General features: G+C 42.5%; 17 protein-coding genes and 1 tRNA gene. 15 read left to right on the top strand and 3 right to left on the bottom strand.

Annotated features, from left to right (window positions below):
• Window positions 1–4: 4 nt before the first annotated feature.
• The 8 genes from mutL (at window position 5) to H3302_RS14775 (ending at window position 8835) form a co-directional block, all read left to right on the top strand.
• The gene (mutL, locus tag H3302_RS14810) at window positions 5–1858 is read left to right on the top strand and encodes a DNA mismatch repair endonuclease MutL (protein ID WP_182395750.1); all 1854 of its coding nucleotides are present in this window, start codon (window positions 5–7) and stop codon (window positions 1856–1858) included.
• A gap of 6 nt (window positions 1859–1864) precedes the next feature.
• Window positions 1865–2782: a tRNA (adenosine(37)-N6)-dimethylallyltransferase MiaA gene (miaA, locus tag H3302_RS14805; RefSeq protein ID WP_036973353.1), complete on the top strand. Its 918-nt coding sequence runs from the start codon at window positions 1865–1867 to the stop codon at window positions 2780–2782.
• A gap of 80 nt (window positions 2783–2862) precedes the next feature.
• Complete coding sequence (gene hfq, locus H3302_RS14800) at window positions 2863–3126, top strand: RNA chaperone Hfq (protein ID WP_036973352.1); 264 nt, start codon at window positions 2863–2865, stop codon at window positions 3124–3126.
• Window positions 3127–3143: 17 nt separating this feature from the next.
• Window positions 3144–4433 carry a ribosome rescue GTPase HflX gene (hflX, locus tag H3302_RS14795; protein WP_036973351.1) on the top strand — a complete coding sequence of 430 codons (1290 nt, stop codon included), beginning with the start codon at window positions 3144–3146 and terminating at the stop codon, window positions 4431–4433.
• 91 nt (window positions 4434–4524) lie between these two features.
• Window positions 4525–5691 (top strand): FtsH protease activity modulator HflK, encoded by a 1167-nt coding sequence (hflK, locus tag H3302_RS14790; RefSeq protein WP_036973350.1) that lies wholly within the window; start codon window positions 4525–4527, stop codon window positions 5689–5691.
• A 5-nt stretch (window positions 5692–5696) separates the two neighbouring features.
• Window positions 5697–6575 carry a protease modulator HflC gene (gene hflC, locus H3302_RS14785; RefSeq protein ID WP_036973349.1) on the top strand — a complete coding sequence of 293 codons (879 nt, stop codon included), beginning with the start codon at window positions 5697–5699 and terminating at the stop codon, window positions 6573–6575.
• Between the two features lie 225 nt (window positions 6576–6800).
• Window positions 6801–8114: an adenylosuccinate synthase gene (locus H3302_RS14780; protein ID WP_036973348.1), complete on the top strand. Its 1314-nt coding sequence runs from the start codon at window positions 6801–6803 to the stop codon at window positions 8112–8114.
• A 112-nt stretch (window positions 8115–8226) separates the two neighbouring features.
• Window positions 8227–8835: a tetratricopeptide repeat protein gene (locus tag H3302_RS14775; RefSeq protein ID WP_036973347.1), complete on the top strand. Its 609-nt coding sequence runs from the start codon at window positions 8227–8229 to the stop codon at window positions 8833–8835.
• A 35-nt stretch (window positions 8836–8870) separates the two neighbouring features.
• Here the strand turns inward: H3302_RS14775 and H3302_RS14770 are convergent, their stop codons facing one another.
• Window positions 8871–10727: a sodium:proton antiporter gene (locus tag H3302_RS14770; protein WP_036973346.1), complete on the bottom strand. Its 1857-nt coding sequence runs from the start codon at window positions 10725–10727 to the stop codon at window positions 8871–8873.
• A 921-nt stretch (window positions 10728–11648) separates the two neighbouring features.
• Between H3302_RS14770 and proB the strand changes: the two genes are divergently transcribed.
• Both proB and H3302_RS14760 read left to right on the top strand, forming a co-directional pair.
• On the top strand, window positions 11649–12755 hold the full coding sequence (gene proB / locus H3302_RS14765) for a glutamate 5-kinase (protein WP_036973345.1): 1107 nt from the start codon (window positions 11649–11651) through the stop codon (window positions 12753–12755).
• Complete coding sequence (locus H3302_RS14760) at window positions 12752–13999, top strand: glutamate-5-semialdehyde dehydrogenase (RefSeq protein WP_036973344.1); 1248 nt, start codon at window positions 12752–12754, stop codon at window positions 13997–13999. The genes proB and H3302_RS14760 overlap by 4 nt, the downstream gene beginning before the upstream one ends.
• A 169-nt stretch (window positions 14000–14168) precedes the next feature.
• Here the strand turns inward: H3302_RS14760 and H3302_RS14755 are convergent.
• A tRNA-Ala gene (locus H3302_RS14755) sits at window positions 14169–14244 on the bottom strand.
• Window positions 14245–14409: 165 nt separating this feature from the next.
• On the opposite strand from H3302_RS14755, the gene H3302_RS14750 reads away from it, so the two are divergent.
• Window positions 14410–14796, top strand: coding sequence for a hypothetical protein (locus tag H3302_RS14750; RefSeq protein WP_036973343.1), 387 nt, complete (start codon window positions 14410–14412; stop codon window positions 14794–14796).
• On the top strand, window positions 14797–15297 hold the full coding sequence (locus H3302_RS14745; protein ID WP_036973342.1) for a prolyl-tRNA synthetase associated domain-containing protein: 501 nt from the start codon (window positions 14797–14799) through the stop codon (window positions 15295–15297).
• Here the strand turns inward: H3302_RS14745 and H3302_RS14740 are convergent.
• Window positions 15264–16400 (bottom strand): MFS transporter, encoded by a 1137-nt coding sequence (locus H3302_RS14740; protein ID WP_182395748.1) that lies wholly within the window; start codon window positions 16398–16400, stop codon window positions 15264–15266. The two genes, H3302_RS14745 and H3302_RS14740, sit on opposite strands and share 34 nt — an antisense overlap.
• Before the next feature lie 233 nt (window positions 16401–16633).
• On the opposite strand from H3302_RS14740, the gene H3302_RS14735 reads away from it, so the two are divergent.
• From H3302_RS14735 to H3302_RS14725, 3 genes are all read left to right on the top strand, one after another.
• Window positions 16634–17173 (top strand): DUF2058 domain-containing protein, encoded by a 540-nt coding sequence (locus H3302_RS14735; protein WP_036973340.1) that lies wholly within the window; start codon window positions 16634–16636, stop codon window positions 17171–17173.
• A 127-nt stretch (window positions 17174–17300) separates the two neighbouring features.
• Window positions 17301–17624, top strand: a complete 324-nt coding sequence (locus H3302_RS14730; protein WP_036973339.1) for a c-type cytochrome — start codon at window positions 17301–17303, stop codon at window positions 17622–17624.
• Window positions 17625–17753: 129 nt separating this feature from the next.
• Window positions 17754–18521, top strand: a complete 768-nt coding sequence (locus H3302_RS14725; protein WP_036973338.1) for a class II aldolase/adducin family protein — start codon at window positions 17754–17756, stop codon at window positions 18519–18521.
• Window position 18522: the final 1 nt, after the last annotated feature.

Below are 18522 nucleotides of genomic sequence, written 5' to 3'. Positions count from 1 at the left end.
CACTATGAGTATAGAAATATTACCCGCGCGACTGGCTAACCAAATTGCAGCGGGTGAAGTGGTTGAGCGTCCCGCGTCAGTCGTTAAAGAGCTGGTTGAAAATAGTTTGGATGCCGGTGCGACGCGAATCCAAATAGATATTGAACGTGGTGGTCATAAGCTTATTCGGATTCGAGATAATGGCTCGGGTATTAATAAAGATGAGCTCACATTGGCACTATCTCGCCACGCAACCAGTAAGTTAAAGTCACTCGATGATCTGGAGAATATTTGTTCGCTGGGTTTTCGTGGTGAAGCGCTGGCCTCGATCAGCTCAGTATCACGTTTGACATTGAGCTCGAAGCCAAAAGAGCAAGAGGCTGCATGGCAAGCGTTTGCTGAAGGCCGTGATATGGCGGTGCAAGTCAAGCCAACAGCCCACCCCGATGGCACTACCATTGAGGTGAAAGACTTATTTTTTAACACCCCAGCACGACGTAAATTTTTACGCACCGAAAAAACCGAGTTTTCGCATATTGATGAGCTCATTAAGCGAATCGCTTTAAGCCGCTTCGATGTGTCGATTACGTTAACGCATAATGCCAAGGTCGTGCGTCAGTACCGTGCTAAACCAAACCCTGAGGATGCGATTACCCGTGTTGCGCAAGTCGCTGGTAAAGCATTTAGCGAGCACGCTTTACATATTCAATCTGGTGAAGCGGGGCTGATGCTGCGAGGTTGGGTTTTACCTGTAGGGTCAAGCAACAGTACGCAGTACACCTATGTAAATAATCGCATGATGCGCGATAAGTTGATTCTGCATGCAATTCGTCAGGCCTTTGAAGAGGTCGCAGGGTCTGAGGAGCTACCAGGCTTCGTTATTTATATTGATATTGACCCGCGCCAAGTTGACGTTAACGTGCACCCGGCCAAACACGAAGTGCGTTTTCACCAAGGGCGCTTGGTTCATGATTTTATTCTACAAGCGATTAAACAAGTGGTCGTGCCGCTTCAGCATGACGTCGATTTTGAGTCAGGTGTTAATAACACGCACTCTGTTGCAGACACGCCACTTAATTTCACTCAATCAAGTACGTTGCCAGTGAGTCGCCCTGCTACAAGCTATTCTGAGCAGTATGATTACCCTAAGTCGGCATTACAGCCAACGCGTCACCCTTCGTATTCATCGTCGGGTGGGGCATCGCGTGCAGGGGGCAGTGCGCCAAGTGAGCCCCGAACTAAAACGACTCATCACGATGTTAATGCGTTTTATCAAGGAATTAGCGAGCAACACGCGGCACATTTTGACCGTGTTAGCCCTGAGCCCAGTGTTGCAGCGGTAACCGATACACAACCCGCATTGACCCAGCTTATCCATGTGCAAGAGGGGCAGTGTGTATTTTGTGAAGATAACCAGTTATTTGCAGCTCACTTTAAGCATGCACTGAGCCTCGACTGGCACACTCAGGTTGAACAAGCAGGAAACCTTGAAGGCAAAGCATTGCTGTTGCCTGTGCGTGTTAATGTGAGTGATGATGACGTCAATGCGCTTAATGCGCAGCAATCTTGGTTTACGTTATTAGGGTTTGACCTCGTTATTGAAAAACATTTTGTGATGGTGAAAAAACTGCCGCCCTGTTTGTATTTATTAGATGTGAGTGATGCAATAGCACGACTTATTAGTGCCTGTCAGAGTGTTGATAGCACATTAGACGGTTGGCTTATTTGGCTTGATAGCCAAATACCGACCCGGTATTTTGCAAGCCAAGTCTTTTTGGAACAAATATCGCGACTAGAAAATAATCCACAAACAATGCAACGTTTGCGTGAAAAAGCAGTTAAAATAGAACTATCTCAGTTTTTAAACGAAGCAAGGTAATCAGGCTTGAATAACTTACCCGTCATTTTTTTAATGGGACCAACAGCTGCAGGGAAAACCGAACTGGCAATTGCATTGTGCGAGCACCTTAACACTGAAATTATCAGTGTTGACTCCGCACTTGTATATAAAGATATGAATATTGGCACGGCTAAGCCCGATGCTGATGAATTAGCGCGAGCGCCACATCATTTGATTGATATTATTGATCCAGCAGAGAGTTATTCAGTCGCAGATTTTCGTCGCGATGCAATTGAAAAGATTGATCTATTTCATCAGCAAGGTAAAGTACCTGTACTGGTTGGCGGTACAATGATGTATTTTAAATCATTACTTGATGGCTTATCACCGCTACCAGAGGCATCACCCGAAGTACGTGCTGAGCTTGAAAAAGAAGCAAAGCAGTTTGGTTGGCCGCATTTGCACAAAGAGCTTATTAAAATTGATCCTGATGCTGCGAGCAAAATGAGTGAAAATGATTCACAACGCATTAATCGTGCGCTCGAAGTGTATCGTATAACAGGTAAAACAATGACAGAGCTGCAAAAACAAAAGCAGCCTGAGTTACCTTATACTTTCCATCAATTTGCGATTGCACCTGATGATCGCAGTGAATTGCATCAGCGAATTGAGAAAAGGTTTAAAATAATGCTCGACCAGGGGTTTGAAAATGAAGTTTCATCCCTATATAAACGTAAGGATTTACACCCCGATCTGCCATCAATTCGTTGCGTAGGTTATAGACAAATGTGGGATTACATTGCAGGCGAAACTGACTATGATGAAATGGTCTTTCGTGGTATTGCAGCCACACGGCAGTTAGCCAAGCGACAGCTAACTTGGTTAAGAGGTTGGCCAAATGTTACTTGGTTAACCACGGGTGATGAAGAAAACTTGCAACGTGTAGTAAGTTCGCTAAGCTAGTAGTAGTTGAAAAAAATTTAGCTTTGTTAAATGAGTTCAGCTACTTAATTATAATAACACCTAGAACGAAGGAAAATAACATGGCAAAAGGCCAGTCGTTACAAGACCCATTTTTGAATGCGTTACGTCGTGAGCGCATTCCAGTATCAATCTTTTTGGTTAATGGCATTAAACTTCAGGGTAAAATCCAGTCATTTGACCAATTTGTTATTTTACTAGAAAACACCGTAAATCAAATGGTGTATAAACACGCTATTTCTACCGTTGTTCCAGCGCGATCTGTTAACTTCCAAGGTGTACAAGGAAGTGATGATGCAGAAGAGCAAGAAGCTGGAAACTTTTAAATTTAGGAGCGTAATGCTTGTTTGACCGTTATGAAGCCGGCGAACAGGCAGTTTTAGTTCATATCGACTTACCTAAAGAGGGGGATCGCGAAGATCTTCACGAATTAGAGTTGTTGGTATCTTCTGCTGGTGTTAGTAGTTTGGCGATTGTGCAAGGCAGTCGTCAAGCACCACATCCGAAACTATTCGTCGGGACCGGAAAAGCAGAAGAAATCGCTGAAACTGTCAAAATCCACAATGCAGATGTCATCATTTTCAATCATCAACTTAGCCCGTCACAGGAGCGCAATTTAGAGCGCGTTTGCCAGTGCCGTGTACTTGATCGTACGAGTTTGATCTTGGATATTTTTGCGCAGCGAGCGCGTACCCACGAAGGTAAACTTCAAGTGGAGTTGGCTCAGCTTCGCCATATCTCTACTCGCTTGATCCGTGGTTGGACCCACCTTGAAAGACAAAAAGGCGGGATTGGTTTACGAGGACCGGGTGAAACTCAACTCGAGACAGATAGACGCTTACTGCGTGCAAGAATTAAGAATATTCGTGCCCGTTTAGATAAAGTCGCTGTTCAGCGTGAGCAGGGGCGACGTGCGCGTACTCGAAATGAAATCCCCACGGTGTCATTAGTTGGGTATACCAATGCGGGTAAGTCGACACTCTTTAACCGTATAACAAATTCTGATGTGTATGCAGCGGATCAGCTGTTTGCAACACTTGATCCAACGTTACGTAAGTTGGACATTGGAGACATTGGCCCCGTTATTTTGGCCGATACGGTGGGCTTTATTCGCCACTTACCACATGATTTAGTGGCTGCCTTTAAAGCAACATTAACAGAAACGCGTGAAGCCGATTTACAGCTTCATGTGATTGATGTGGCAGACCCCCGCCGTAAAGAAAATATTGAGCAGGTGCAATCGGTACTCAAAGAAATTGAGGCAGACGATGTGCCACAATTATTGGTTTATAACAAAATTGATGCGCTAGATGACGTTGCGCCACGTATAGATAGAAACGACGAAGGGCAACCTATTCGCGTTTGGCTTTCGGCACGTACGGGGGTCGGTTGTGAGTTGTTGTCTGAGGCAATTAATGAGTTACTTGCCAAAAAAATGTTTGCCGATGAGCTTAAATTACCGCCACAACACGGGCGTATTCGTGCCGCATTATTTAATTTAAATGCTGTGCATGAAGAGCAATTTGATGAGCAAGGCAATTGGCTTTTGTCAGTACGTTTGCCTATGGCGGAATGGAATCGTTTGAAAAAAGAAATGGGGCATGACCTCGATTCTTTTGTAGCGGCGAACTAAAAATCAGCAGCATTTGTCATTTTTAGTATGAGAAATGCTGTATATTTGATAGATTTAACCTAATTCATTTAGATAACAATGGAGTATAGCTATGGCCTGGAATGAACCGGGTAATAATGGCAATGATAAAGATCCGTGGAATAATAAAGGCGGTAAAGATCAAGGCCCACCTGATTTAGACGAGGTACTGCGTAAGTTCTCCGGCAAGTTTGGCGGTTTATTTGGTGGTAACAAACCAGGTAACAACGGCGGCGGACTTGGTGGCGCAGGCATTTCTTTCATTTTAATCATTGCCGTCATCGTATGGGCATTGAGTGGTATTTACACCGTAAAAGAAGCCGAGCGTGGTGTGGTTCTACAGTTTGGTCAATTTGACCGTATTGCTGAACCTGGCTTACGTTGGAAGATGACGTTCATCGAACGTGTTATTCCTGTTGATATTGAAGCCGTTCGTTCATTATCAGCAAAAGGGTTTATGCTCACCGAAGATGAAAACGTAGTTAATGTTGAGTTTGAAGTTCAGTACCGTGTAATTGACCCACATCTTTACAAGTTTAGTGTAACGGATGCTGATCACAGCTTACAACAGGCACTTGATAGTGCACTGCGTTATGTCATTGGTCATGTGAAAATGGACCAAGTACTCACAACAGGTCGTGAGGTAGTTCGTCAACAAACATGGGATGAACTAAACAAAATTATCGAGCCTTATAACCTCGGTATTATTGTCAGCGATGTGAACTTTAAAGACTCTCGTCCGCCGGGCGAAGTGAAAGATGCCTTTGATGATGCGATTGCAGCGCAAGAAGATGAAGAACGTTTTATTCGTGAAGCCGAAGCATATGCCCGTGAAATTGAACCGCGTGCACGTGGTCAAGTCACACGTATGACACAAGAAGCAGAAGCGTATCGCGAACGTATTACCCTTGAAGCTCAGGGTGAAGTGGCACGTTTTGAAAAGTTATTACCTGAGTACCAAGCAGCAAAAGAAGTCACGCGTCAGCGTTTATATATTGATGCAATGGAACAAGTGTTAGGTAACAGCTCTAAAGTGTTAGTCGATGTGAAAGGTGGCAATAACATGCTGTATTTACCACTTGATAAAATCATGGAAAAGCAAGGCACAGCAACGCGAGTTGCACTTCCAAGCTCAAGTGATATCAAGGACCTTCGCAATAAGATAAACACATCACGAAACAGCACTGTTAATCCAAGCGGTGATCGTTTCGCTACTGACCGTTTTAATGAGGGGAGATAAACAAGATGAAAAACTTTAGTTTAGTCATACTCGCCCTTGCTCTTGTATTGTCGTTCTCAGCCGTATTTGTTGTGCAAGAAGGCGAAAAGGCAATTGTGCTGTTATTCAGCAAAGTACAAAAAGACGACAGTGATAACGCGGTGGTGTATGGGCCTGGTTTACATCTTAAAGTCCCATTTTTTAGCCAAGTACGTCGCTTAGACGCACGTATTCAAACGCTAGATGGTGCACCAGACCGCTTTGTAACCAGCGAGAAGAAAGACTTAATTGTTGATTCGTACGTAAAATGGCGTATTAACGACTTTAGCGCTTTCTACTTGCGTGCTCGTGGTGATAAGCAATACGCTGAAACACTCCTAAAGCAAAAAGTTAATAACGGACTGCGTACTAACTTCGGTTCGCGCACTATCAGAGAAATTGTCTCTGGTGAGCGAAGTGAGCTGATGGAAGAAGCATTAGTACAAGCATCAGAAAGTGCGCAAGAGTTAGGTATCGAAGTACTTGATGTGCGTGTTAAGCAAATTAACTTACCACAAGAAGTGAGTAGCTCTATTTTCCAACGTATGCGTGCTGAACGTACTGCAGTGGCAAAAGAGCACCGTTCTGAAGGTCAGGAAAAAGCGGAAACAATTCGTGCAGAAGTCGATCGCCGAGTCACCGTTATGCTTGCTGATGCAGAGCGAAATGCACGTACTGTGCGCGGTGAAGGTGATGCGAATGCCGCAGCTATCTACGCGAACGCATACAGTAAAGATGCTGAATTCTTTAGCTTTGTTCGTAGCTTAGAAGCATACAAAAATACCTTTAAAGATAAGCAAGACGTGATGGTTCTATCACCGGATAGCGATTTCTTTAATTACATGAAAGGTTCTAAAGCACAGTAATTTACTGTCGCTGCTAAAAGCCCCGCCTATTTTGCGGGGCTTTTTTGTTTCTGAGATTGCTTAAAACATAGACTGTCTGTTTTTATAAACCTCTGTTCTGCCTGTAATTGTGCTATTAAATAAGATGATAAAAGTTCAGCCGCAGAAAAAATAAGCTAAACGGGGTGATCTTTCACCTCGTTTTCTGGTAAAATCTCGTCCTAATTTTTTCTAAGTGAATTTGCAATGGGTAAAAACGTTGTTGTACTAGGCACCCAATGGGGTGACGAAGGTAAGGGTAAGGTAGTTGACCTCCTTACAGACAAAGCATCTTTAGTAGTTCGTTATCAAGGTGGTCATAACGCAGGCCATACTTTGGTGATCAACGGTGAAAAGACGGTTTTACACCTTATTCCATCGGGTGTATTACGTGACAATGTTAAGTGTGTGATCGGTAATGGTGTTGTTTTATCACCAGAAGCATTAATGAAAGAAATCGGCATGCTAGAAGAGCGTGGCGTACCAGTACGTGAACGCTTATTAATCAGCGAAGCATGTCCGCTAATTTTACCTTTCCACATTGCATTAGATTTAGCCCGTGAAAAAGCACGTGGCGATAAGCCAATCGGTACGACAGGTCGTGGTATCGGTCCAGCTTATGAAGACAAAGTAGCACGTCGTGGTATACGTGTTGGTGACTTATTCAACCCTGAACAGTTTGCTAGTAAGCTTAAAGAGGTATTGGAATACCATAACTTCACGTTAGAGCATTACTACAAAGTAGAGCCAGTGGACTTCCAAAAGACATTTGACGATGCAATGGCAATCGCTGATATCTTAAAAGCAATGGTTGTTGATGTTACTGAGCTTCTTGATCAAACACGTTTAGCGGGCGACAACATCTTATTTGAAGGTGCGCAAGGTACGTTACTTGATATCGACCACGGTACATACCCATACGTAACATCGTCTAACACCACTGCAGGTGGTGTAGCTACCGGTGCGGGCTTTGGTCCATTACACCTTGATTACGTATTAGGTATCATCAAAGCTTACACAACACGTGTAGGTTCAGGTCCATTCCCTACCGAGCTTTACGACGGTCTAGATAAACAAGACCCAGTAGGTAAGCACTTAGGTGAGAAAGGCCATGAGTTTGGTGCAACAACGGGTCGTTTACGTCGTACAGGTTGGTTAGATGCAGTGGCTATGCGCCGTGCAGTACAAATCAACAGCATCTCAGGTTTCTGTTTAACTAAACTAGACGTACTAGACGGTTTAGAAACACTGAAAATCTGTACTGGTTACCAGTTAGAAGATGGCACAGTAACGAACGTTACACCATTAGCTGCTGAAGGTTACGAGAAAGTAACACCAGTATACGAAGAGATGCCTGGTTGGTCTGAAAACACAGTTGGTGTTACTTCAGTTGAAGAGCTGCCAAAAGCAGCGATTGACTACATCAAACGTATCGAAGAAATCACTGGCGTGCCAGTTGATATCATCTCAACAGGTCCAGACCGTGTTGAAACAATGGTATTACGCAACCCGTTTGCATAATCACTATATGTTTAAAAAAAGCTGCTTCGGCAGCTTTTTTTGTGCCTAAAATTTATTCTGGAATGAAAATTGTATATTATTTACTAAGACTGATTTTCATTAAGTGATTTTGATGCGTGTTTTATTGCCTTTAACATTCCTCTTTTCAAGCCTAGCCATGGCTGAAGAGCCTATTACAGCAGTCCCTTTGTATACTGAGAGCGAGTTAATTGGCTTAATTAATAAAAATGCACATTTGGCGCGGGTAAAGGCTGATGATTGCCAGCTAGTACAAGATATTGAAGCGCGAGCCAATAAAATGGCGTTGCCATCGTATCAATTCCTGTATGGTGATATGTTAGCGTATGCGGTGTGTGTAGACCGCAATGTTGAGCTGGGTGTTTATTACATGCGCCAAGCCGCACAGCAAGGTTTTGCAGCGGCACTCGAGCAGCTTGGCCGTTACTATGATGTCGGCCAGTTAGTGCAGAAAGATAAAGCCATGGCGGTCACCTACCTCAGAGAAGCGTCGGCACAGGGAAACCTTAAAGCACAAATTCGCTTGGTTAACCTATTCAATCAAGGCTATGGCAGCCCTCGTGACTATGAAGACGCCTACCGTTGGTTATTTCACTCAATGGTGGCTGACAAAGCACAGCATAAAAAAGTAGAACAGTTACTGGCTAAATTGGCAGAAAAAATGCCCGACAGCGTTGTCGCCCGCGCCCGTCTACCTGAATAAACAAAGGCCAGCAAATGCTGGCCTTATCGTTATTATTAGTCTTCTTTTTTCTCTTTATTTTTACCGTTATTCGGATCTTTTAAAACAGAAAGTTTAGGAGGCTGTAGTGCCACGACTCGTTCACCAACTTGAGGTGTTTTTTCCATGTGGGTGGTGAAAGGGCGAAGACGTATAGGTGAATCATCGTCATCATCTTTTTCACCATTTAGAATAAACAATGGAATTGCTTCACTGTTGACTTCTTGGTACTGCTCCCAGCTAAACTCGTCAGAAATACGCGTTGCACTCACTTTACCCCCTTTCGCGATTAAGCTACTTAAACGAGCATAGGCCCCGTTATCACCAAATAAAATTTGTCGTGATAAGAACGTCGCACTGTCTTTATTCGCTTTAGCGTGGTTGGTTGATGAGCGCAGTGAAAATACATTTTTTTCATCCAATAGGTGAGAAAAATACTGTACGCCCAAGGCATTATGATGACGGTTTGGCGACAGTGCCAACACGTTTCTAATTGTGGTTAGGGGTAAGTAACGCTCAGCATGTTCTGATTGCGGGTTACCGTAATAACAGGGTAAACCATCCATGCGCGCCATGCGACAGTTTTCCCACGCGGGGTCAGATAAATGAACAGGAATGTTTTGTTCTTTTAAACCACAGGCGATAGCACGTGCAACATGGTTTGCACCTATGATAAGAATCGTATTAGGTGACGGCTGACGTACTTTTAATAATTTAGCTAAAGGCGTTGCCGTTAAACTCTGTAAAACCACTGTGACGATAATGACTGTGAAGATAAGTGGCACTATTTTTTCTGCATCCGCGATACCGGCTTCGACCATGCTTAGGGCAAACACAGAGCCTACTGCTGCCGCGACAATACCGCGTGGGGCTATCCACGATAAGACGAGACGAGATTTTAAGGGTAAATCACTTTTAAACGTCGAAATTGCGATACACGCAGGACGCGCCACAAATAAAACAATGGCTAAAAAGATAAACACGTCGCTGTGCAGCATCATTAAGTCGGATAGCTGCAAACGTGCAGCCAGTAAGATGAACAGGGATGAAATGAGAATCATCGACAGGTCTTCTTTAAATTCAAGCACAGAGTCTATTTCTAAGTCGTCCTGATTAGCAAGCCATATACCAAAGACGGTAACAGCAAGTAGTCCTGATTCATGGCTTAAGTGGTTAGAAACCGTGAAACTAATGAGCACTAAGGCTAGTATGCCAAACTTATGTAGTTCGAACGGTAACCACTCTCGGCGAATAAGTAGGGTTGTTAACCAGCCAGCGACGACACCGATTGTTAAACCAACGCCTAAGGTCTTGAATAAAGCAATGATCGTGTGGCTGAGTACTTCGCCCTGACCAACAAGCATGACGGCTTCAAATACAAGCACTGCAAACAAGGCACCAATGGGGTCAATAACAATACCTTCCCAGCGTAATATACGGTCGATATCTTGCGTAGGCCGCATTGAGTTTAATAAAGGGGCAATAACCGTAGGGCCGGTAACCACTAATACTGCCCCCAGAACTGCTGCAACACGCCAGTTTAGTTCTAAAATCCAATAGGCACTGAGGCTTATAATTAAACAGGTGGTGATCATACCGATGGAGCATAGGTTTCGAACAACTTTGCCTATGCCTTTTAACTCTCGAAAATGAAGCGTTAAGGAGCCTTCAAAAAGGATCACTGCAACACTCAATGACACGACAGGGAAAAGCAAGTCGCCGAGTAAGGCATCGGGGTTTAAAATGCCGCTAAATGGGCCAAGTAATAAACCCGTTAGTAGTAAAAATAAAATAGCGGGTACACGAAACGCCCAGGCTATCCACTGTGCTAACACAGAGCACAAGGCGATCCCTGCTATATAAATTGCTGACATAGAATAAAGTATCCTTTAGTTACTACTATTTAAAAACACCAACGAGATAGGTAATCGCGTTTGAAAACGATAAACAGTCGTTAACTTTTAAATAAAATTGCTTACCTATTAAAGCCTACTCACCGTCATAGACACAAGCAAACTTGTTGCTTCACATACGATTTTAGTCGTTATTACTACTTTTTGGGCTGCTTTCGACAACAAAATCTTTAAAAGTTGATAAAAAATCATTAAGTGATAAATGCTAGGTCTTAACTGTTTGTTATTTGAGCTCTATTTTTCAAGGTTATGGTAAGTATAAAAGGTATGATTGCTTTTCAGACTTGATCTTACCCCTATGTTTACCGTATTATATTTCGTGTTCAAACAATTTGATATCTAAATGATTGGTAACGAAAACCCTTTCTACTTAGAGCTCAAGCTCTATTTAATCAATTGTTTGGCGAGCTAAGTGTGTATTTTACACTTTGTTTTCTAATTAAATAGAAATGAGCTTGGTCCTATTCAGTGTGTATTTATTACGTGTTGAATAGAATATAAGTTCATTGTCTGGTCAATGTTTAGTTCCCATCGTGGCAGCTAAATCTCGGTCATACAGTCTACACCCTATCTGTTGGTGTACCAGACTGTATAGGCTCTATGTATGTTGTTATTAATAAAAGCCGCACACAGCTTTTTACAGCGATACATAAACAACACTTATCTTTTTATAACAACTTATGGTTTATAACCGTTTGGTCTACTGACTGAATAAAAGTTGTGCTATATCTAATCGCATTACTTGCGTGGCTTAGCTGTGTGCTCAGATAAGTGGTTTGACAGATTAATTATGATCAGTGCGTTTAGCTCGGCTAAACGTGAGTCTTTTAATCAGTGGCATTTTGACACTGAACAGATAGTAAAATGGAAAGTTGAACAGTTATGCAAAAGTTTAAATGGCAACGTATAGTACTAAAAGTTGGTAGCGCCTTAATCGCACCTGATCAAGATGGGTGTCGTTCTCGTTATTTACTGACCATTGCACAGTTCATCGTTCGTTGTCGAGCGCAAGGTATCGAAGTTATTTTAGTATCGTCAGGTTCGGTGGCTGCTGGTTCGCATTTATTCCCAGAGCAAGAGCAACGCTCTGTGACGATGAAAAAGGCAATGGCAGCGGCTGGCCAAACAGAAATGATGGCCATGTGGGATCGCTTTTTTGATTTCCCATCGGCGCAAATTTTATTAACGCATGGTGATTTGCGAGACCGTGAACGCTATACAAGTATTAGAGAAACAGTATTTACTTTACTTGAGCACGGTGTATTGCCCATCATTAATGAAAATGACACGGTAACAACCGACGATTTAAAAGTAGGTGATAACGATAACTTATCAGCCATGGTTGCGGCTGCGGCAGATGCGGATGCCTTGATGATTTTCTCAGATGTCGATGGTTTATATGACAAGAACCCTAATTTACATGAGGACGCTGTCTTATTACCTGAAATCGAAAGCATTGATGAATCAATTTATGCTATGGCTGGGTGTGCAACCAGTGCTGTAGGTACTGGCGGTATGAAAACGAAAATAGAAGCAGCAGAAAAAGCGACTTCACATGGTATCACCACCTATATTTTAAACGGGTTTAAAGAAGAAACATTTAACCGTTTATTAGCAGGTGATAATCCAGGCACTATTTTCACCCCATACGAAAAACCAATGCAAGAAGCGGTGCATTGGATGACTCACACTGCCAATGAGCAAGGTGAAGTTGTGGTTGAAGGTTCAATTAATGAATCATCAAACCGAGAAAATGGGTGTATTCGCAGTGATGAAATTCTTGCGGTACACGGAGAATTTGGCGTAGGCGATACTATTTTAGTACGCAGTGACGATGGTACGCGCCTAGCAAAAGCAACAGCGAATTACAGTAGCTGTTTATTAAGTTTTATAGCTGACAACGAGCAAAGTGAATTTAGCGAGAAAATGCAGGATTCAATTGGCCCCGTTGTTTCAGAGAAAGATATCGCATTATTGGAGAAGTCATGAGTTTAATTACGGATATTTCGAGCCAAGCAGCACACGCTGCTACCCAGCTAGCCTTACTGGATACAGCCACTAAAAATCAGGTTTTAACTGAGATGGCACAGGCACTTCGTGAAAGTAAAGCGTTCATTATCAAAGAAAATGAAAGCGATTTAGCTGCGGCGCGTGATAATAATCTCCCTGGGTCAATGATTGATCGCTTAACGTTAAATGATGAGCGTATCGAAGCCATGGCTGAAGGGATTGAGGTAATTGTTAGCCTTGACGATCCTGTGGGTCAACTACGTGAAATTACTGAGCGCCCGAATGGCATTAAGATCAGTAAAATGCGTGTGCCTTTAGGTGTGGTGTGTATGATTTACGAAGCGCGTCCTAATGTAACAGCGGATGCGGGTGCATTGTGTTTCAAATCAGGTAACGGTGTCATATTACGCGGTGGTAAAGAAGCGCTTAAAAGCTCGCAAGCGATTGCCAGTGTGATGCACAAAGTATTAGAAAAGCATGGCCTGCCAACAGCGTTAATTTCGGTGATTCCAGACCCAGACCGCGGTTTACTCATGGAGCTGATGCAGCAACGTGACACCATTGACTTAATCATTCCACGTGGTGGTGAAGGCCTAATTAACTTTGTAACAGAAAACAGTACGATTCCTGTTATTCAGCATTTTAAAGGCGTATGTCATCTTTATGTAGATAAAGACGCCGACTTAAATGTGGCTATTAATCTATTACTTAACGGTAAAACGCAGCGTACAGGCGTGTGTAATGCACTTGAAGGTTTAGTTGTTCACCAAGATATCGCTGATGAGTTTTTAAACTTATGTGCAGTGGTACTGCGTCAAGAAGGCGTAAAAGTGAATGCAGACGCAATAGCCGCAGCGTATTTTGACAACGCGACTGTACTGGGCGACGATGAGTTTGGTGAAGAGTACCTCGATTTAGAAATCGCGATTAAAGTTGTTCCTGATTTCGCGGGTGCGATTGACCACATTGCTAAATTCGGTTCTAACCACACAGAAGTGATCTGTACAAAAGACCAAGCTGCTGCGCAGTTATTCCAACGTAGTGTAGATGCTTCAGTGGTTATGGTTAATGCATCGTCTCGTTTTTCTGACGGCTCGCAATTAGGTTTAGGTGCAGAGATTGGTATTGCAACAACCAAGCTGCATGCTTATGGCCCAATGGGCTTAGAGTCACTCACGACAGAAAAATACCTAGTGAACGGCGAAGGTCAAATTCGCGAGTAATTATTTACACAAAATAAAACATGAAAATGCCGGGCTCTGCTCGGCTTTTTTTTATGTGAATAAAATTAAGACGGCAAAAAATAACGGATAAACTAGATAATTTTTTTAGATAAGTTTGATATTAAATTTGATATTAAATTTGGCAGAGTGCCTAAGAAAAGTAGGAAGGTGGTGGAGCTAAGCAGGATCGAACTGCTGACCTCCTGCGTGCAAGGCAGGCGCTCTCCCAGCTGAGCTATAGCCCCACATTCCTAAATACAGGATGCTTAAGTCTTACGTCCTAAGCGGGGTGAACTTTAATTATTTTTACATTCGCGGTCAAGTGTTTTTTAAAAAATGATCGAATTTTTACCCTCCGCTTTTATTTTTGATAGACTAGGTCGCATCTACTGTTCAAGGCTTATCCAATAATGAAAAAAATAGCATCGCTTTTGGTTGTTTTATTAGCTGGTTGCGCAAGCCAAGGGGACGCCCCTCCTTTTGAAATTAATAACAAACAGTTTTATGGAAAAAATGATGAGCAGGGAAATAAAATTTTTGCTTATGTTGTGTCAGTAAAAGCGCAAGGCCGAAAGCCTATTAATTTAGATAAGCCGATGACGCGTCGACAATTTAAAGACTTTGCCGAGCAAGAGTACTTTGAAGAGTCGAGCAACTTAAAATTACTGTTAGAAGATCAAGCTGTTGAATTATTAAATGAAGAACTCAAAGAGCGTTCGTATTGCGACGACAAACATGTAATTGACGAAGTATTATGGCGTGATTTGAGTGTGCAATTACGAGGACGTTGTTTGTAAATGTATGCCGATAAAACCAAGCTGGCAGCGGCACTTGCTCAGCTCGCTATTGAATACGAAGAAATAGAACACCCACCATTACATGGCAGCCTCGATGCTGATACGTTTATGGTTGATAGGCCTGGTACGCGACTGAAAAACTTATTTCTGCGTGATAACGAAGGTAAACGTCATTTTTTGGTGATAACAGCCCACGACAAACAGCTTGATTTAAAAGCGATTGCAAAGCAGCAAGGACTTTCGCGGATAGGTTTTGCCTCAGATGAGCGGCTTGCACGTTATTTAAAAGTGCCGCCTGGCTGTGTATCTATGCTGGCACTTTTAAACGACAAACAAAATAATGTCACGTTGTGGCTTGATCAAGAAATCTGGTTTAATGCGCTTTTTCATTGCCATCCGTTTGAGAACACCGCGACTTGGTTAATGAAAAAAGACGACTTAGAACGCTTCTTTGCCAGTACAGGGCATCAGCCTCGAGTCGTATTCCTTCCTGCTAAATAAACCAACGCGAGCCCTATTAAACATACCAGCAGCAGTACTGCCATAAAGGCAACTTGACCATGTTGCTGGTATATCAGCCCCGGTAACAGTGAACCAAGTGCACCACCACTGTAATAAAACGATACATAGCCCCCATTCGTCACACTGGCAGGGGCGGTGCTAATTTTATTAACCAATGGTGCAGCACTTGAATGAATCACAAACATAGCGCCACAAAAACCTGTAAATGCGATGACAAATAACAGCAGCTGTTGACTCATCAACAGCAACATTGTGAGGCTATAAAATAAATATACCCCAGTGAGCAAGCGCCAAGGAGATGAAGACTTTCTCAGTAGCCAAGGGGTGGCTATTGACGCAAGCGCACCGACTAAGTAGCCAGTATAAACAAGTCCGATTTCGCGCGTGTTAGTAATGGCAAAGCTATCTTGCAGAATAAAGGGCAAATAATTTAACAGCGCTGCAAAGCAAAAGAACATACAAAAAACCGCCCCATAGAGCTTCAAAACTAATGGGCTTTTTAATTGCTTTAAATATAAAAGGGGCGATTGCGGGGTATGAATTGCGGTTGTCTTTTGGGGTTTAGGGATAGCGAAGGCAAGACAGACTAAGCCAATCGCTATCACATAGTAAAAGCTTTGCCAGCTTAAAAAATCAGTAAATAAGGCCGCTAACATACGACCAAAATAACCACCAACAATCGTACTACCAATATACAAGGTCATATTACGCTGTAGTAGGTCGGCTTGGTAAGTGACACCAATATAACTGGTCATCGCGGTGAGTGCGGCTGGCAGCGTAATACCTTGAATAAAACGTATCAAAAGTAACACGTTAAAGCTCGGCGCAAAGGTAAAAATAACGCAGCTAATAGCCAGTATAACCATAGCGATTTTTAAAATAACCAGCGGGTTACGCTTTGCTAAAAATAACCCATACACTAATGGAGCGATTGCTAGCGGGAGCATTGTGGCTGTCATTAAACTGCCGGCGGCGGCTGGCGACACAGAAAAATGGCGAGCAAATAATCCAAGTAAGGGCTGGGGTGCGTATAAAACAAAGAAAATAAATACAGAGCAAAGTAACAAATGTCGCAGCTGCATTTTTAGCTCCGTGAAGAAAAAGTATTAGCTTATAGAGTGCGAGTAATTTTACAAGTATCATAATGATTAAAGTAAGAAATATTGCGTTAAATCAAAGTGTCATGATTTCATCGCGTGTTAATCTGCGTGTAATAATATAAATAGCAAAGATTCAAATGGGTTCAGTACTGTTATTTGTTTGCATAGCTGATTAAAATAGCCCTTATACGCATTTTAATTATTGGAATTTAGTGATGGGTTCATTACAAGATCAGCTACTTAAAGCTGGGCTCACTACCTCGCACCAAGCGAAAGTAGCTAAAACTGAAAAACGTAAGCAGCAAAAGAAAAAAAAGAAAGGGGCTACCAGTAACCCAAGTGATTTGCAAAAGCACATTGAGCAAACCAAGCTCGAGCAGCAGAAAAAAGCAGATGAACTAAATAAAGCGCGTTTGGAAGAGCAAAAACAACGTGAGCAAGTTGCTCGCGTTAAACAAATTTTAGAGCATAATAATCAGGATGAGATCCGTGGCGATCGCACCTTTAATTTCACTTATGAAAATAAAGTGAAAGAGCTCGACGTAAATGAAAAAACACAAAAAGCGTTAGCGGGTGGTCGCTTAGCAATTTGTGTTTTAGAAGGCCAATTTTTTGTTCTGGAAGATGAACCAGCTCGAAAAGTCGCTGAAGTTAGCGAAGAATATATAGTGTTCCATGTCGAACCTGAAGATAAGCAAAAGGATGAAGATGATCCCTATGCTGATTTTGAAGTGCCTGATGATTTAATATGGTAACCCGCATAACTGCATAGCATTTAGGTTGCTGTAACAATTTTTCGGGGGCAATTTGGGTGCAATATTGTTAAATCATGGTCTACACTAAAGAAAATGTTTTCTAACCCGTTAAAAAGAGAAGATACAAATGAGCAAGATAACTAAAATTCTATGTGGGGCTGGCCTTGCAATGGCTGCAAGCCTATCTTTCAATACAATGGCTGCTGATGGCGCGACGCTATACACAGCAAAACTTTGCCAAACATGCCACGGTGCAGAAGGTAAAGCACCCATTATGCCGCTATACCCTAAGCTAAATGGCCAAAATAAAGAATACTTACTTGCACAAATGAAAGACATTAAGTCTGGTGCACGTAATAACGGTATGGCTTCTGCGATGAAAGCAATGGTTGCGAACGTATCTGAAGAAGAAATGGCAGCAATTGCAGATTATTTATCACAAGTTAAATAATCCGCTACATTTAATAAAAAAGGCCACATCAATTGATGTGGCCTTTTTGTATCAGCTATTGATCATCGGTTAATAGTAATTTAGACTTCTATACATCTATTTATGCTTGTCGCATATACAAGGTTTTCCATGTTTGACTTACCAAAACTCGACTTAAAAAATAAAGTATCTGAACAAGAATGGCAGCTTCGCGTAGATTTGGCTGCATGCTATCGTTTGGTCGAGCATTTTCGTTGGGGTGATTTAATTTATACCCATTTATCTGCACGCTTACCGGGCACAAATCAGTATTTGGTCAATGCATTTGGTTTAAGCTTTGATGAAGTAACCGCGTCAAACTTAGTGAAGGTTGATTTAGAAGGGAATATTCTCGACGATACACCGTTTAAAATTAACCCTGCAGGTTTCACTATTCACAGTGCTATTCACGAAGTGCGCGATGATGCGCATTGTGTTATCCACCTTCATACCAAAGAGACTATTGCGGTAGCAACGCAAGAAAAAGGTTTACAACCGTTAAGCCAATACTCGATGTTTTCATTGCCGTCACTGTCATACCATGGCTATGAAGGCTTAGCCGTGAACAAGGATGAAAAAAAACGCTTACAAGATGATTTAGGCACTACAAATCATATGCTTTTAGTAAATCATGGCGGTTTAACGGTGGGCCCAACGGTGGGGGATGCATTTATGCGCTTCTATGATTTACAGCGCGCCTGTGAAATTCAATTGGCGATTCAAGCCAGTGGTCAAACAGCTATTCCGGTGCCTCAACCTATTATCGATAATATTTATAATCAAGCGAATGTCGTGCATAGCGGCAGTACTGGAGGCCAATTAGCGTGGCCTGCGATGCTGCGTAAGGCTTATCGCCTTGATCCTAGTTTTGCTCAGTAAG

Source organism: Pseudoalteromonas sp. MT33b (assembly GCF_014117385.1).
GTDB lineage: Bacteria > Pseudomonadota > Gammaproteobacteria > Enterobacterales > Alteromonadaceae > Pseudoalteromonas > Pseudoalteromonas lipolytica.
Note: the sequence above shows the minus strand (reverse complement) of the source record. Positions and strands in the feature narration are given on the sequence as shown.